A 16,542-nucleotide genomic window follows, 5' to 3' on the forward strand; every position below is an offset into this window, starting at 1 on the left:
GTGGTGTGACTATGTAAATCAATTCTCATATTTTTATCGTTTTAATGCCGTTTTGGGGTTGACTTTTTACTCTCGCACTAGTTAACTAGTACACAAATACAAAGTACGTAATTTAAGGTTCACCATGTTACAAGAATTTAACCAAAACCAAAAAGCGAAAGTTGCGGTTTGTCTTAATAAGGCAAATTCATCAGATCTTGCTTGGTGGCGCACTTGGACTAGTTCTTGGTGGGCAAACGTATACTTCTAGTTTATAGAACCAAACGTTGTAAAGCCCGCTACTTAAGCGGGCTTTTTTGTTTTGTTGCTCATTTCACATTCAACTGCCTAAACATTAATCGAATATAGCCAACTCTAGATTGGGAGAACGTTTGCTTTATGCGACTATGTACGGCAGGAAGATTTAAACAGCTACAAGGAGGTCTTGTGAACAAGGCCATTGAAATTAAGAAACTTGGACAGCTTGAAGTGCTAACGGCTTCCGTCCCTTATACTCAAGACCCGACTCGCTTGTTCCACACACTATGTGAGAACAAAACTGACAGCCTATTGCTGGAATCTGCTGAGATCGATTCAAAGCAAAATTTAAAATCCCTGCTGATCGTAGATTCAGCGGTTCGCATTGTTTGCTTCGGCCATACCGTTAGCATGCACGCCTTGACCAATAACGGTAAAAACCTACTGTCTCACCTAAACCAGAACATCCGTGGTGACGTTGAGAGCAAGTTCGATGGCGAAACGCTAACTTTGCAGTTTAACCAGCCATGCGACACGTTAGATGAAGACTCTCGCCTACGTGAAGCCTCTTCTTTCGATGCGCTGCGTTTGGTTCAGCATAGTTTTGATATTTCACAGCAAGACAAACACGCAATTTTCCTTGGTGGTCTGTTTGCCTACGACTTAGTCGCAAACTTTGAGCCGCTTGGTAATGCCGAAGCAACAAATCAGTGTCCAGATTACGTTTTCTACGTCGCGGAAACACTACTTGTTGTCGACCATCAAACGGAATCTTGCCAGCTTCAAGCGACGTTGTTTGTTGATGGTTCAGAGAAAACAGCGTTAGAGACTCGTATTGCAGAAATTAGCGCCCAATGTGCAGCGCCAAAACTGTTGCCGAGTGCAGAGCAAATAACAGATGTAACGGTAGAACCTAGCGTGTCTGATGCAGACTTCTGCCAAACCGTTCGCGACTTAAAAGAGTTCGTAGTGAAAGGCGATGTATTCCAAGTTGTACCGTCTCGTAGATTCACTCTACCTTGTCCTTCTCCACTGGCTGCTTATAAAGAACTGAAACAAAGTAACCCAAGCCCTTACATGTTCTACATGCAAGATGAGCTGTTCACTCTGTTTGGCGCATCACCAGAAAGCGCGCTTAAGTATGAAACCGATACCAACCAAATTGAAATCTACCCAATCGCAGGCACTCGTCGCCGCGGTAAGCGCCCTAACGGCGAGATTGATTTCGACCTAGACAGCCGCATCGAACTTGAACTGCGCACCGACATGAAAGAAAACGCAGAACACATGATGTTGGTTGACTTGGCACGTAACGACGTCGCTCGTATTGCTCAAGCTGGTACTCGCCACGTAGCAGACCTTCTAAAAGTCGACCGCTACAGCCACGTAATGCACTTGGTGTCTCGTGTGGTTGGTCAACTGCGTGAAGACCTAGACGCGCTGCACGCATATCAAGCATGTATGAACATGGGTACGCTCACCGGCGCACCTAAGATTCGTGCCATGCAGTTGATTCGCGATGTAGAAGGCGCACGACGCGGTAGCTACGGCGGCGCTGTTGGCTACCTCACTGGTGAAGGCACACTCGACACCTGTATCGTGATCCGCTCAGCGTACGTTGAGAACGGCATTGCTCAAGTTCAAGCTGGTGCTGGCGTGGTGTTCGACTCTGATCCGCAAGCGGAAGCAGACGAAACGCGCGGCAAAGCACAAGCGGTAATCTCTGCTATCCAAGCAGCGCATAAGTCACAATAAGGAATAGGGTTCAGAGATGGCTAATATCATTTTTATCGATAACTTTGACTCGTTCACCTACAACCTGGTGGATCAGTTCCGCTCGTTAGGTCACTCGGTCAAGATTTACCGAAACAACATCCCAGCAGAAACCATCGAACAAGCGGTAAACGAGCTTGAAAACCCAGTGGTTCTGCTATCGCCAGGCCCTGGTGCTCCTTCAGAAGCAGGCTCAATGCCTGAGCTTATCCAACGCATGAAAGGCAAAGTGCCGATGATCGGCATTTGTCTTGGTCACCAAGCGATTGTTGAAGCGTACGGTGGCACCGTTGCTGGCGCGGGCGAAATCATTCACGGTAAGGTCTCTATGATGGAGCACCAAAACCATGCGATTTACCAAAACCTACCATCACCACTTGCAATTGCACGTTACCATTCGCTGGTTGCGACCAAGGTTCCTGAGAGCCTAACCATCACAGCAGAAGTGGATGACTTGGTAATGTCTGTTGTACATGAAGAAGATAAAGTTTGCGGGTTCCAGTTCCACCCGGAATCTATTATGACGACCTACGGAGCAACACTGTTGGCCAATGCCATTGAATGGGCACTTGAAGAACAGACTTCAGCGACCCCACTCACTGCTTAAAAAGCACTTGGCACATAAGAAATTTAGGAGAGGAAATATGGAAGCAATCATCAACCCTATTATTACCAAACTGTACGAGCAAGAATCGCTTACTCAGGAAGAGAGCCAACAGCTATTCGACATTATTATCCGTGGTGAACTAGATCCAATTTTGATGGCGTCAGCGCTGACTGCACTAAAAATCAAAGGCGAAACGCCAGACGAAATTGCAGGCGCGGCAAAAGCACTGCTGGCAAACGCAAACCCATTCCCTCGTCCAGATTATGATTTCGCGGATATCGTAGGTACTGGCGGCGACGGTCACAACACCATCAACATTTCAACCACTGCGGCGTTTGTTGCTGCAGCATGTGGTCTAAAAGTAGCGAAACACGGTAACCGCAGCGTTTCAAGCAAATCGGGTTCTTCTGACCTTCTTGATTCATTTGGTATCAACCTAGCTATGAGCGCAGAAGATACGCGCAAAGCGGTAGACGATATCGGTGTTGCTTTCCTATTTGCACCTCAATACCACGGTGGTGTGCGCCATGCGATGCCAGTGCGTCAAACCATGAAAACACGCACCATCTTTAACATTCTTGGCCCACTGATTAACCCTGCTCGTCCTAACATCGAATTGATGGGCGTTTACAGTGAAGAACTGGTTCGTCCTATCGCAGAAACCATGCTACAAATGGGTATGAAGCGCGCCGCTGTAGTACACGGCAGTGGTTTGGACGAAGTAGCAATTCACGGTGAAACAACCGTTGCCGAAATCAAAGACGGTAAGATCACAGAATACAAATTAACGCCTGCAGACTTCGGTCTAGAAGCGCACCCACTAGAAGCAATCAAAGGTGGCGATCCTGAAGAAAACAAAGCGATCATTACCAATATTCTGACGGGTAAAGGTACAGACGCACAGTTGGGTGCAGTGGCAGTAAACGTTGCTCTGCTAATGCGTCTATTCGGCCACGAAGATTTAAAAGCCAACACGCAACAAGCGATTGAGGCAATGAATTCAGGCAAGGCGTACCAATTGGTACAACAACTTGCCGCACACGCTTAAGGAATTGAAGAAGATGACTGACTTCAACACTCAGCAAGCTGACAACCTGTCTGAACACGTTTCTAAGAAAGAAGCAGAAATGGCAGAAGTACTGGCGAAAATTGTCCGCGACAAATATCAGTGGGTAGCAGACCGTAAGGTGTCTCAACCGCTAAGCACATTTCAGTCTGATTTGCTGCCATCGGACCGCAGCTTCTACGATGCTCTGAGTGGCGAAAAGACGGCCTTCATCACCGAATGTAAGAAGGCATCTCCTTCTAAAGGTTTGATTCGTGATCACTTCGACTTGGATTACATTGCATCGGTTTACAACAACCATGCTGATGCGATTTCAGTCCTAACAGACGAGAAGTACTTCCAAGGTAACTTTGACTTTCTTCCTCAAGTGCGTGGTCAAGTCAAACAACCGGTTCTGTGCAAAGACTTCATGGTAGATACCTACCAAGTTTACCTAGCGCGTCATTACAGTGCTGATGCTGTCTTGCTAATGCTGTCTGTCCTCAATGACGAAGAGTACAAAGCGCTAGAGGAAGCAGCGCACAGCCTGAACATGGGTATCTTGACCGAAGTCAGCAACGAAGAAGAGCTTCATCGTGCAGTTAAGCTAGGCGCACGCGTTATCGGCATTAATAACCGTAACCTTCGCGACCTAAGTACTGATTTGAATCGTACTAAAGAACTGGCACCGACCATTCGCGAACTGGCTCCTAACGCAACAGTAATCTCAGAATCTGGCATTTATACACATCAACAAGTTCGTGATTTAGCGGAATACGCAGACGGCTTCTTGATCGGTAGTTCACTGATGGCGGAAGACAACCTAGAACTTGCTGTACGTAAAGTGACGTTAGGCGAAAACAAAGTGTGTGGCTTAACGCATCCAGATGACGCAGCAAAAGCGTATCAATCTGGCGCAGTATTTGGTGGCCTGATTTTTGTCGAGAAGTCGAAGCGTGCGGTTGACCTTGAAGGTGCTCGCTTAACCATGAGCGGTGCTCCACTGAACTACGTGGGCGTTTTCCAAAATCACGATATCGATTTTGTTGCTTCTGTCGTCACCTCTTTGGGTTTAAAAGCGGTGCAACTGCACGGTCAAGAAGACCAAGCTTACGTAAACCAACTCAAAGCCGAACTGCCAGCAACGGTAGAAATTTGGAAAGCTTACGGCGTGACTGATGCCAAGCCAGAACTGCTAGCAGACAACATTGATCGCCATTTATTAGATGCGCAAGTTGGCACTCAAACTGGCGGAACCGGTCAAGTGTTCGACTGGTCACTGATCGGCGACCCAAGTCAAATTATGCTAGCGGGCGGACTGTCGCCAGAAAATGCTCAACAAGCAGCGACACTAGGTTGCTTGGGATTAGATTTAAACTCTGGTGTAGAAAGCGCACCAGGCAAAAAAGATTCACAGAAGTTGCTCGCGGCATTCACTGCTATTCGCAACTACTAAAGCTGGATATCAGCTAAAAAATTTAAAGCTATTCGTAGCGAAAAATACGAGAAGGAATATAACGATGGCAAAACTGAATGCCTACTTTGGCGAATACGGCGGTCAGTACGTTCCGCAAATTCTAGTTCCAGCACTGGAGCAACTAGAGCAAGCGTTTATCGACGCGCAAGAAGATCCAGAATTCCGCAGCGAATTCATGACGCTTCTTCAAGAGTATGCGGGCCGCCCAACGGCTTTAACTCTAACTCGTAACCTAACCAAAGGTACGAAAACCAAACTGTACCTAAAACGTGAAGACCTACTTCACGGTGGCGCGCACAAGACCAACCAAGTGTTAGGTCAAGCGCTACTTGCAAAACGCATGGGTAAAAACGAAATCATCGCAGAAACAGGCGCAGGCCAACACGGTGTAGCAACTGCACTAGCGTGTGCGCTGCTTGGCCTTAAGTGTCGCGTTTACATGGGTGCAAAAGACGTTGAGCGTCAAAGCCCGAACGTATTCCGTATGAAGCTAATGGGCGCAGAAGTTATTCCTGTCCACTCGGGTTCAGCAACGCTTAAAGACGCATGTAACGAAGCGCTACGCGACTGGTCTGCAACTTATGAAGACGCGCACTACCTACTAGGTACAGCGGCAGGTCCTCACCCATTCCCAACGATCGTGCGTGACTTCCAACGCATGATCGGTGAAGAAACGAAGAATCAGATTTTGGCACGTGAAGGTCGTCTTCCTGATGCGGTTATCGCATGTGTGGGCGGTGGCTCAAACGCGATTGGTATGTTTGCTGACTTCATCGAAGAAGAAAGTGTTCGCCTAATTGGTGTTGAGCCAGCAGGTAAAGGTATCGATACTGACCAGCACGGTGCACCACTTAAGCATGGTAAAACAGGCATCTTCTTCGGTATGAAAGCGCCATTGATGCAAGATCCAAACGGTCAAGTAGAAGAGTCTTACTCGGTATCTGCTGGCCTTGATTTCCCTTCAGTTGGCCCACAACACGCACACCTAAACGCAATTGGCCGTGCTGAATACGACAACGTGACAGACGATGAAGCACTAGAAGCATTCCAAGAGATTGCACGCCATGAAGGCATCATCCCTGCTCTTGAATCTTCTCACGCCGTGGCACACGCACTACGTATGGCACGTGAGAATCCAGAAAAAGAGCAATTGTTGGTTGTTAACCTATCAGGTCGTGGTGATAAAGATATCTTCACTGTACATGCCATCCTAGAAGAAAAAGGAGCAATCTAATGAGCCGTTATGAGAAGATGTTTGCGCGCCTAAACGAAAAGAGCCAAGGCGCATTTGTACCGTTCGTAACGGTTTGCGATCCAAACGCAGAGCAATCTTACAAAATCATGGAAACACTGGTTGAGTCTGGCGCAGATGCCCTTGAACTTGGTATTCCATTCTCAGATCCACTAGCCGATGGCCCAACCATCCAAGGCGCTAACATTCGCGCGTTAGAGTCAGGTGCAACACCAGATATCTGCTTTGAGCAAATTGGTAAGATCCGAGCTAAGTACCCAGAGCTACCTATTGGCCTTCTGATGTACGCGAACCTTGTTTACTCTCGTGGTATCGAAAACTTCTATGAGCGTTGTGCAAAAGCAGGCATCGATTCTGTTTTGATTGCAGACGTACCAACTAATGAAAGTACTGAGTTCGTTGCGGCTGCAGAGAAGTTTGGTATTCACCCAATCTTCATCGCACCACCAACGGCAAGTGATGAAACACTGAAGCAAGTATCAGAGTTAGGTGGCGGCTACACTTACCTACTCTCTCGTGCAGGTGTTACTGGCGCAGAAACCAAAGCAAACATGCCTGTAGGTCATATGCTCGATAGACTGAACCAATTTGATGCGCCACCAGCGCTACTTGGTTTTGGCATCTCAGAGCCTGCACAGGTGAAACAAGCACTAGAATCTGGCGCCGCTGGTGCAATTTCTGGTTCAGCCGTGGTCAAAATCATTGAAGCGAACGTTGATCAGCCACAAATTATGCTCGACAAGCTAGGTGAATTCGTTTCTGCAATGAAAGCTGCCACTCAAAAATAATTTCAGTTTGATATGACATAACAACGCCCGCTTAACATTATGTTTAGTGGGCGTTTTCTTACTATCGCGTTTATACCACGTCATTTTTTGTTCAACGCCCGCACTTTCCAAATCTATCTCAAGCAGAGCACTCAAAGAGTGTTAAGCTTGGGTAACTTAACTAACTCAATAAAGCAATGTGCAGTAAGGTTGCTACATGGAAGAAGTCAAAACACTGCTAGCCAAATGTCCTATACTATCAGGGCTGCCAGATAAAGGGCTTAGTGAAGCAGCGCAAATGACTAAGGTTCGCTGCTTCGACGAAAAAGCACTGATTTGCAATAAAGGTGCGCTTCAATCTTCTCTTATGGTCATAGCTCAAGGTGCAGTGAGAGTGAACTCAATTAGTTCAAAAGGCAAAGAAGTCACACTGATGATTTTCGAAGCTGGTGGCTGGTTTGGAGACAATGTTTTTTCTCCCGGCATGCCTCGTATTTTTGGTGCGACCGCGCATTCGGACGTGACTGTAATGGAGCTTCCTGGAGATAAATTTCGCCAATTACTCGCCAAATACCCTCAAAGTTACCCCACTATACTCGACTTACTTAGCCGCCGCTTGTGGTCTGCTATTTCTGTTATCGAAGATGACGCGATTAGAGGAATTGAAGAACGAGTCGCCAAAAGGTTGCTGCTACTTGCTGAATACCAACTTAATCAAGCGATCGATACTCGACCATGCGTTGTCAGGGTAACAAGAGAACATATCGCTAACATGATGGGGCTAACTCGTCAGAGCGTACACAAGATACTAAAACGATTAGAAAGTATTGGGATGCTAGAGCTAAACTATGGCTCAGTAACCATTACCAATCCGAAACGCTTAGAAGAATACTTTAAAGAACTCGAGCAATAGATCCATTCAACAAACGGTAAGTATTGTCTAACGATAGCTAAAAACCTTATGCATCTAATTGGTCAAGAGCACAACACCATTTGCACTTAGGCAAGTGGCGCTGTGACACAAAAACCATTGAATTGACTAAGCTATATTCAATTCAGATTTCAACTCACGTTTCAAAATCTTTCCTGTCGCACTCATCGGGAGGTGTTCACGAATTTCGACATAACGAGGATATTTAAACGAGGCTAATTGCTCTTTACCCCACTTTTGTAATGAATCGGCGTCAATGTATTCTTTTGGTTTAAGTACAACGTAGGCTTTTATCTCTTCGCCATACTCTTCATTTGGAATCCCTATCACCGCGACCATTGAAACGGCAGGATGAGTCATGAAAACTTCTTCAATTTCTCTGGGATAAACATTAAATCCACCTCGAATGATCAGATCTTTCATTCTATCGACAATAAATAAATTACCTGAACTGTCAAAGCGGCCCACATCACCAGTATGGAACCAACCATTTTGTAGCGCAGATTCAGTAACTTCTGGGCGGTCAAGATATCCCTTCATAACATTATGACCACGCACAACAATCTCACCTTCTTCGCCTATCGGTAGTGCATTGCCTTCAATGTCGATAACTCTTACTTCGACGCCTTGAACCGGTTGACCTACCGAGCCTGGTATTCGCTCCTGATCTAAATGATTAAAACATGCAATAGGACTTGTCTCCGACAACCCGTATCCTTCTAAGATCGGCACATTAAATGTTTCTTCAAAGGTTCGAAAGATTTCGGTTGGTAATGGCGCACCACCGCTTACTGCAACACGCAATGACGAGGTATCAAATTGATGCTGCACATGAAGCAGACCGATGTACATCGTTGGCACACCAGCAAATATCGTCACCCTATGTTTTTCCACCAGCTCAAGAACATGTTTAGGCTCAAACCTAGGCACTAACACCAATGTTGCCCCGCCCAAAACACTAGCATTTAAGTGGACGGTTTGACCAAATGTATGAAATAAAGGCAAAGTTACTAAGTGAATATCATCGGCCTGGCTGCCCATAATGTTTTGTGCCACCAGAGCGTTCATTATGATGTTCTGCTGAGTCAGTTCAGCGCCTTTTGGTAAGCCTGTCGTCCCTGATGTATACAAAATCACACATGTATCATCCGCATTACGCGGTATATAATCCGGCAACGGTTGGACATCGGCTATAAACGCATTGAGAGTTATTACACCATTCCAATAGCTTTCATCTTGAGATTGAGTCAATACGACTATGCCTTCGCATGTATCGACTTGTTCAAAGGCTTTGACACCCTCTTTTGCCATTGGCAGTTCTTTCGTCCCTTCAAAGCAGAAATAAAACTTCGCTTTTGAATCTTCTAAGTGATACTTAATTTCTCGCGCTTTCAAAAGCACATTTAATGGGACTGCAACCGCGCCAGCTTTTTGTATTGCATAATAAACAAACGCGAAAAAAGGAATGTTTGGGCATGAAATCGCAACGCGGTCACCTGGCTTTACGCCTTTATTGATTAAAGACGCTGCGATCTTGCCGGCGATCGCATCAAACTGCGCATAATTTATCTTTTCAGTGCCACATATCAACGCCGTTTTATCTGGTTTACTCGCAGCATTTCTTTGTAACGCAGCAGCAAGATTCATCATAGTCTCTTCACCTCTTACTTGTCTTTCTCGTCTAATCAGCTCAGGAGCATTAACTAAGCAAGTTATCTCTAACACTGGATCGTCAGCATTTGAGTCTCACCAGTCATTACAATTTAACATTATGTTTACAACGCAATTAGAGCCAAGAATGTAAAGCAATTAACATTTCAGAAGGCAAATTAATAAAAGTGTGAGCTTGAAAGAGATGAATTGTTATAAATATCAACCCAAGTCACTAAAAACTCTGACTGCAATAGCAAATACAAAAGCGGTTAAAATTAACAAAAAGAAAACAAATAAAGAAAAATAAACTTGAACAATCCTAAGCGCGACCCTTATAAGAAAAATCAATAGCAAACGTTTGCTATTGAACAAAACTTTATCGTTCGTCAATAAAATATCGATTAATCCATCAATAATACCTTGCTGCATATTGCCAATTGTAAACGATAAGTGTAAAAAGCAAGGCGAGATAATTATCCGTAAATCCATTTATGGTTAGTGGGTAATTTTAGGATTTTACATTTTATTAGCACAGAGGTTATGGAAGTGTTAAAAGAAAAGAGTTTGCTAAACAACATTGGCGTACAAGTCGTAATCGCCATGATCGTGGGCACAGCCGTTGGTGCCATGATGGGTCATGATGCGACAGTGTTCGCTCCTTTAGGTGCTATCTTTATCAACTTAATCAAAATGTTGGTTATTCCTTTGGTCGCTGTAGCCTTGATTTCTGGCGCCGCTGGTCTTGGGAACAGCCAGTCAGCAGGTAAAGTTGGCATCGTCACTCTAGGTTATTTTGGTTTAACATCCGCCCTAGCCGTTGCGCTTGCACTATTTATGGGTGAAGTATTCCAACCAGGCATGGGTATCGACGTCTCTGGCGTTGAAGGCATGTTCTCAGCAGAATACGCTTCAAAAGGTGAACTACCTACTTTCTGGGCAACCATCACTGGTATGATCCCAACCAACGTTTTCCAATCACTAAATGAAGCAAACATCCTACAGATCCTCGTTTTCTGTATGTTCTTTGGTATTGCGATTTCTAAGCAAGCAAAAGAGCGTCGTGAACCAATCATCAATGGTGTTAACTGCATCGTTGACGCAATGGTTTGGATGATCAACAAAGTAATGATCATTGCACCTATCGGTGTATTTGGTCTGATGGCAGAAGCCGTCGGTACGTTTGGTTTTGGTGCGCTAATGGTGGTGTTTAAACTGTTCGTTGTTTACGTTGCCGCCATCCTAATCTTCGGTTTCGTTGTTTACCCAGCAATGGTGCATGTTTTCACGAAGACATCTGCGAAGAAATTCCTGTCTTCAATGAAGAAACCGCAAGCAGTTGCGCTTTCAACAGCGTCTTCTATGGCAACACTGCCTGTCACAATGGACACCTGTGAAAAAGAGCTTGGCGTAAAAAATTCAACTGCATCATTTGTTCTGCCTCTAGGCGCAACGATCAACATGTCAGGTAATGCGATTTACTATGGCTTGGTTGCTATCTTCTTTGCTCAACTGTTCAATATCGATCTAGGCATGGGCGCTTACATTGCAATTATCGTAACGTCTACATTGGGTGCTGTTGGTCAAGCGGGTGTTCCTGGCCCTTCTTTCCTAGTGGTTGCCGTGCTTCTTGCCGCTGGCATTCCAATTGAAGGTCTACCGCTGCTATTCGCTCTTGACCGTATTTTCGATATGATTCGTACAGCACTGAACATCACAGGTGATGCTGCATGTGCAGTTATCGTTGATGCGCTAATTGAAGAAGAAACGGCAGAAGCTGAGCTAAAAAAGCAAGAAGCCTAACCCTTTCTTGAATAGACCAAAAACCGCTCATAATGAGCGGTTTTTTTGTCTTTTCTTGCATTACGTAACTATACAAATAGAAACCGATGGCATAAATTTTTCAAAATGATATAAACCATTACAAAATATAACAAAACGTTAGAACTAGGTTATATCATGAGTCTTGAGCAATCTTTGGAATATCTCACCAAAACAAATTTGCCGATCGAATCAAAGCAGCAGGCACTGGTTGACTCAGTTATTCTTACCCTAACGAAACAAAAACGAGATGCTCTTTTTCAACAGGTTGCTCTGTATCGAATAAAACTGCTTAAATCTCTCTTTCCTAAACACGCATCAAAAAGTCTTTCTGCACTATTTGAGTTAATGGATTATCGAGATTTAGTGCAACAGTATCCGACAGGTTTCTCCAAAGAGATTCGTTTACTTGAACAACTTGCCGCAGATTGTTACCCGCATTGGATGGTTTTCTGGTGTCAATGCGAGATCGAAGCAATCAAGCAAAAATATCCTTCAAACGAAGCTGCGATTCCTACTCCGCTTCCGTTTGACGACCACAGCTATACTAGCGTGTTAATTGAAGATATCGCAGATTGCGATCTTGAGGTAATGCTGCCAAATCATGCAGCGTTAATGCCGATTTCCAAAGCGATCACACTGAGTAATCTTGAGCTTTTCGTCCAAACTGAACAATGGTTTGAAATCTTGCCTCTTTTATCACTCTCGCAAAAAGGGCAGCACTTTGCGCTCTTGCTCAAATCGTCATCTTCACCAATCATGGTCTCCTCCGCTTTAGTGCAAGGCTGGCATCAGCGAAATAACTGGCTCAGTTACTCACCACAGTTTAGTAACGAACAATGGCAGTTTTGCTTTCCTAATCATGGGTACAGTGTTCTCAATCAACTGGGTATTTTGGAGTGTCGTGCTCTAACTCATGAGCACACTCTTATTGGGTTTGATGCTCAGTTTCAATCTCATGTAAAGAACACTGAAGCGGTTTGCGAAGTGCTGCGCCTTACGGTGGGAGGCAACATCCAACAAAAGCTGTATTTTTTGTATCTGGCGCAAAAAACTATGATGAGCGAGCTCTATAAAGCAGGCTATAAGCTCGGCTTTACCATTATTGAGCAAGTATTTATGTTAAATTTCTATCAATCTATTGATTTAAGTGCCTACTTTCACTCAGGATACCGCGACATTAACGGTGACGGTACCAAGACATACCGCGGTTTCTGGAATTTAGGTATGATGGTTGAAGCATTTCAAGACATACAATTTCGCGACTACAAACATTGCGTACGAACAAAAAGAATGGATAAAAAGGTGAATGAGCATGCTTGATGTTCATTTGCACGGTCTCTTTTACCCAAAAGCAATGGCATTGTACGCGACTGTACTAATAGTATTCGCTTGGCTACTGTATTACTGCTATCGCCTAAAACAGAAGAGTGAATCAATCTTAGGCTCGCATCACGCGCCTTACATCGCTTATTCCAGCTGTATCATTGTTTGGATAAGCAGTAACGCCTATTTCCATACCGATTTATTGCCAGAATTAGGCTCTGTTGGTGGCATTTTTATGGCTAAGTTAGCGAACTTAGCGTCTTTTTTCGCCTTTGCGTTTGCATTCTATTTTTCTTGCCAGTTAACCGCAGATGTTAAAAAAACAGCGGTCAAAGTCTGGCAAAAAGTCGTCTTTGTCGCACTAGCAACGTATTCACTGTACATCAACTTAGTGCCGAATCTTACTGTCGAAAATGTCACCATTAGTGGTCCAAGCCAGTTCGTCATTGAATTTGGCCCACATACCTCATATTTTTTCATTAGTTTGCTAGCTTTCGTGGTACTAACGCTGCTTAACTTGATTGCCATGCGCGCTAACAGCAGCAAGCTCACGCTAGCAAAAAGCAACTATATGATCGCTGGCATTTTGGTATTCATGTTATCTACGGCAGTGATACACCTTGGAATGACGTATTTCCTTGGCGACTTCTCCCTAACTTGGTTACCACCAGCACTTTCAATCAGCGAAATGTTGTTTGTGGGCTATGCCCTACTTACCTCTCGCTTCTACAGCGCTAAATATCTCACGTACTTAACGGTAAGCGCGCTCTTAGTCTGCGCCATTTTTGTTCTGCCGCTAGGGGCGATATTTATTCCTATCTCTGAAGATAACCAATGGCTTGTTGCGGTACCTTTATGTGCGCTTATCGGTATCACTTGGCACTTGCTTTTTAAGCGAGTCAGTCGTTTCGCTTCGTATTTTATTTATGGGAAACGACACACTCCCGTTCAGCAAATCCTTGGGTTAGAGGAAGAGTTTAAACGCTCAATAGATGATGCTATGCGTCAGTTGGCATCGTTACTTAACATACCAAACAACAAGCTACAGCTAGTCACTAGCAATTACACAGAAACGTTTTACGAAGAGTACCTGCCGTCAAGCAAGTCAGTTCTCGTGCTAGATGAGTTGTCTGAAGAAATTGATTATGCCTCCTCTTCTAAAGGGTCGATGAGAAAGCTCTACGAGCGCATGCGCTCAAGCAATACTGCGCTCGTTATGCCTCTCTTCGGTCGTGGAAAGTCTGTTACTCACTTACTAATTTCTTCACATAAAATAGATAATAAGCTGTTTTCTAATGAAGAAATCTCAGCTCTGCAAACGTTATTAGTTCGCATCCAGAGCACCATTGAAGCCGATAGAAAGGTACGCCAAAGCCGTGCGCTGGCTAACTCCATTGCACATGAAATGCGTAACCCTCTCGCTCAAGTACAATTACAATTTGAAGCTTTAAAACAGCATATAGAGTCAAACGCCTCACTGGATACGCTAAAAAGAGAAATTGATAAAGGTGAAGCCGCTATACAACGCGGTAGACAACTTATCGATATTATTTTACGAGAAGTTAGCGACAGTTCACCAGAGCATGAGCCTTTAGCTCTCACTTCCATACATAAAGCCATCGACCAAGCAGTAAGCCGTTATGGTTTTGAAAACGATCAAATAATAGAGAGAATTAACCTGCCACAGGCACACGATTTTGTCGCGAAGTTAAATGAGACCCTGTTTAACTTTGTCATTTTCAATTTGATTCGTAACGCTATCTACTATTTTGATTCTTATCCCGACAGTCAAATTGAGATTCGTACCCAGACGGGGGCTTACGAAAACATTCTGATCTTCCGAGATAGTGGGCCAGGTATAGATAGCAGTATCTTACACAAGATATTTGATGACTTTTTCTCGTATCAAAAAAGCGGAGGCAGTGGCTTAGGTTTGGGCTATTGCCAACGTGTTATGCGCTCCTTCGGAGGACGAATAGAGTGCCAGTCTGAATTGAACGAGTTCACAGAATTCTACTTGTATTTCCCAGTCGTACCAAACGCACCAAAACCAGAGACATTAAGAGCACCGGACTTTGATAGCTGGAAAGCAACTGCATCACATTCTGAAAATCATTCAGCTCAACACGTACAAGTATGTAAAGATGCACCAACAGTGCTCATTGTAGATGACAAAGAGGTGCAACGCACCTTGGTACAGATGTATTTAAAAAGATTGGGAGTCAACAGCTTACAAGCAAATAATGGAGCCTCTGCGGTAGAACTATTCCACTCTCACAAGATTGATCTCGTTCTTATGGATGTCCAAATGCCGGTAATGAATGGATTTGACGCCAGCCAGCGGATTAAGCAAATCACATCCTCCGTTCCAATCATTGCCTTATCTGGTGAGTCTGGAGCTAGAGAGTTGGAGCTAATTTCGACACTCATGGATGACAGGCTCGAAAAGCCCACCACGTTAAATGCACTTCAAGTCGTCATCCAAAGATGGTTACAGAACGAGAATTTTGCACCTTCCAGCACTTTTTAATTTGCAAATATAGAATTGGCACTAGATGTGCATTATTGGAGTAAATCGAATTATCCAGAAGGTCAAGCAGGCTGCAAATGAGTAGCGTATGAGCTTGATAAGGAGATCGCCATGTTACTTCATCGACATACATACTACGGCTTGATTCATCATGGAATCAAAACACTGTTACTTGATCGCTTAGGCCACTATACAGAAGAAGAGTATCATCAATATCTGACCCTGATGACTGGTAAATCCACTTGCTTCACGATGTCCCTCGAAGAGCTAGAAGCAACGGTCGATAACTTACTGCGGGAAGGCTATTTAGAAGATGTAAAAACGCTTATTTCCCAATATCAACGTGTGGCTTAAGGTTTAAAACTCTCAACTCTATTGCCGCTTCACGCGGCAATTTTTATTCCTTCCATTTGCTGTTTCGACGTGGAAGAAGCTTGCGGGCTGTACGATATACTAAGCGTTACTATTCTTACCTTAACTTCCTCAGTATTCACATCTTGTCAGATTCCGTTAGACTGTCTTCAATTCAATAATTAGGTAGATTTTGCCATCATGAAGCAGATCCTAGACTTTATACCACTCATCGTTTTCTTCGCTTTATACAAGCTGTACGACATCTACGTGGCGACAGGTGCACTGATCGTAGCAACAGCCATTCAACTTGTCGTCACCTATGCGCTGTATAAGAAAGTCGAAAAGATACAGCTAATAACATTTGTTATCGTCACTATCTTCGGCGGCATGACCCTTTTCTTCCACGACGACAATTTTATAAAGTGGAAAGTCACCATCATTTACGCGATTCTGGCGATTGGCTTAGCAGTGAGCCACGCATTGGGAAAATCAGCCATCAAAGGTATGCTAGGCAAGGAAATTACGTTACCTGACGCTGTTTGGGCAAAGATTAACTGGGCTTGGGTTGGCTTCTTCTCATTCTTCGCTGGCCTAAACATTTATATTGCTTACGAATTGCCGTTGGATGTTTGGGTTAACTTCAAAGTATTTGGAATGTTGATCGCGACATTTGCCTACATGATTGCGACTGGCTTTTACATTTATAAACACATGCCAAAAGAACAAAAAAATAACTCATCCGATGTGTCCACTGATGATTAAAAACTCAGTT

At 44.3% G+C, this 16,542-nt stretch carries 14 protein-coding genes and 1 other annotated feature; of the genes, 13 read left to right on the top strand and 1 reads right to left on the bottom strand.

Translation table 11 applies throughout. The features are described 5' to 3' along the window. The first annotated feature begins 124 nt into the window (after window positions 1–124). The 8 genes from R7E29_RS13305 (at window position 125) to R7E29_RS13340 (ending at window position 8,071) form a co-directional block, all read left to right on the top strand. Window positions 125–250, top strand: coding sequence for a trp operon leader peptide (locus R7E29_RS13305; RefSeq protein WP_005376787.1), 126 nt, complete (start codon window positions 125–127; stop codon window positions 248–250). After that, window positions 197–300 (top strand) — a sequence feature (Trp leader region). Its footprint overlaps the gene before it by 54 nt. A gap of 126 nt (window positions 301–426) precedes the next feature. After that, a complete protein-coding gene (locus R7E29_RS13310) occupies window positions 427–1,992 on the top strand; it encodes an anthranilate synthase component 1 (RefSeq protein WP_033905669.1) in 1,566 nt (521 codons plus the stop codon). Window positions 1,993–2,008: 16 nt separating this feature from the next. Beyond that, on the top strand, window positions 2,009–2,617 hold the full coding sequence (locus R7E29_RS13315; RefSeq protein ID WP_054577042.1) for an aminodeoxychorismate/anthranilate synthase component II: 609 nt from the start codon (window positions 2,009–2,011) through the stop codon (window positions 2,615–2,617). Between the two features lie 37 nt (window positions 2,618–2,654). Then, on the top strand, window positions 2,655–3,665 hold the full coding sequence (gene trpD / locus R7E29_RS13320) for an anthranilate phosphoribosyltransferase (protein ID WP_017635721.1): 1,011 nt from the start codon (window positions 2,655–2,657) through the stop codon (window positions 3,663–3,665). 13 nt (window positions 3,666–3,678) lie between these two features. Beyond that, window positions 3,679–5,118, top strand: coding sequence for a bifunctional indole-3-glycerol-phosphate synthase TrpC/phosphoribosylanthranilate isomerase TrpF (gene trpCF / locus R7E29_RS13325; RefSeq protein WP_054577043.1), 1,440 nt, complete (start codon window positions 3,679–3,681; stop codon window positions 5,116–5,118). Between the two features lie 64 nt (window positions 5,119–5,182). Beyond that, window positions 5,183–6,373 (top strand): tryptophan synthase subunit beta, encoded by a 1,191-nt coding sequence (trpB, locus tag R7E29_RS13330; RefSeq protein ID WP_005376781.1) that lies wholly within the window; start codon window positions 5,183–5,185, stop codon window positions 6,371–6,373. Then, window positions 6,373–7,179, top strand: a complete 807-nt coding sequence (gene trpA / locus R7E29_RS13335) for a tryptophan synthase subunit alpha (RefSeq protein ID WP_054577044.1) — start codon at window positions 6,373–6,375, stop codon at window positions 7,177–7,179. The genes trpB and trpA overlap by 1 nt, the downstream gene beginning before the upstream one ends. A gap of 196 nt (window positions 7,180–7,375) precedes the next feature. After that, complete coding sequence (locus tag R7E29_RS13340) at window positions 7,376–8,071, top strand: Crp/Fnr family transcriptional regulator (RefSeq protein WP_054577045.1); 696 nt, start codon at window positions 7,376–7,378, stop codon at window positions 8,069–8,071. A 126-nt stretch (window positions 8,072–8,197) separates the two neighbouring features. On the opposite strand, the gene R7E29_RS13345 is transcribed toward R7E29_RS13340, so the two are convergent. Then, window positions 8,198–9,739: a long-chain-fatty-acid--CoA ligase gene (locus R7E29_RS13345; RefSeq protein WP_054577046.1), complete on the bottom strand. Its 1,542-nt coding sequence runs from the start codon at window positions 9,737–9,739 to the stop codon at window positions 8,198–8,200. Between the two features lie 543 nt (window positions 9,740–10,282). Between R7E29_RS13345 and R7E29_RS13350 the strand changes: the two genes are divergently transcribed. The 5 genes from R7E29_RS13350 (at window position 10,283) to R7E29_RS13370 (ending at window position 16,532) form a co-directional block, all read left to right on the top strand. Then, the gene (locus R7E29_RS13350; RefSeq protein WP_005376774.1) at window positions 10,283–11,542 is read left to right on the top strand and encodes a dicarboxylate/amino acid:cation symporter; all 1,260 of its coding nucleotides are present in this window, start codon (window positions 10,283–10,285) and stop codon (window positions 11,540–11,542) included. Between the two features lie 156 nt (window positions 11,543–11,698). Beyond that, complete coding sequence (locus R7E29_RS13355; protein WP_042522825.1) at window positions 11,699–12,883, top strand: acyl-homoserine-lactone synthase; 1,185 nt, start codon at window positions 11,699–11,701, stop codon at window positions 12,881–12,883. Next, window positions 12,876–15,416, top strand: a complete 2,541-nt coding sequence (locus R7E29_RS13360) for a hybrid sensor histidine kinase/response regulator (protein WP_054577047.1) — start codon at window positions 12,876–12,878, stop codon at window positions 15,414–15,416. Before R7E29_RS13355 ends, R7E29_RS13360 begins: the two co-directional genes overlap by 8 nt. A gap of 111 nt (window positions 15,417–15,527) precedes the next feature. Further along, entirely contained in the window at window positions 15,528–15,770 is a 243-nt protein-coding gene (locus tag R7E29_RS13365; protein WP_017634694.1) for a hypothetical protein, read from the top strand. Between the two features lie 198 nt (window positions 15,771–15,968). After that, window positions 15,969–16,532 (top strand): septation protein A, encoded by a 564-nt coding sequence (locus R7E29_RS13370; protein WP_005386728.1) that lies wholly within the window; start codon window positions 15,969–15,971, stop codon window positions 16,530–16,532. Window positions 16,533–16,542 lie beyond the last annotated feature (10 nt).

Origin of the sequence: Vibrio sp. Vb1729, from assembly GCF_033338655.1 — a bacterium.
GTDB classification, from domain to species: Bacteria; Pseudomonadota; Gammaproteobacteria; order Enterobacterales; family Vibrionaceae; genus Vibrio; species Vibrio alginolyticus.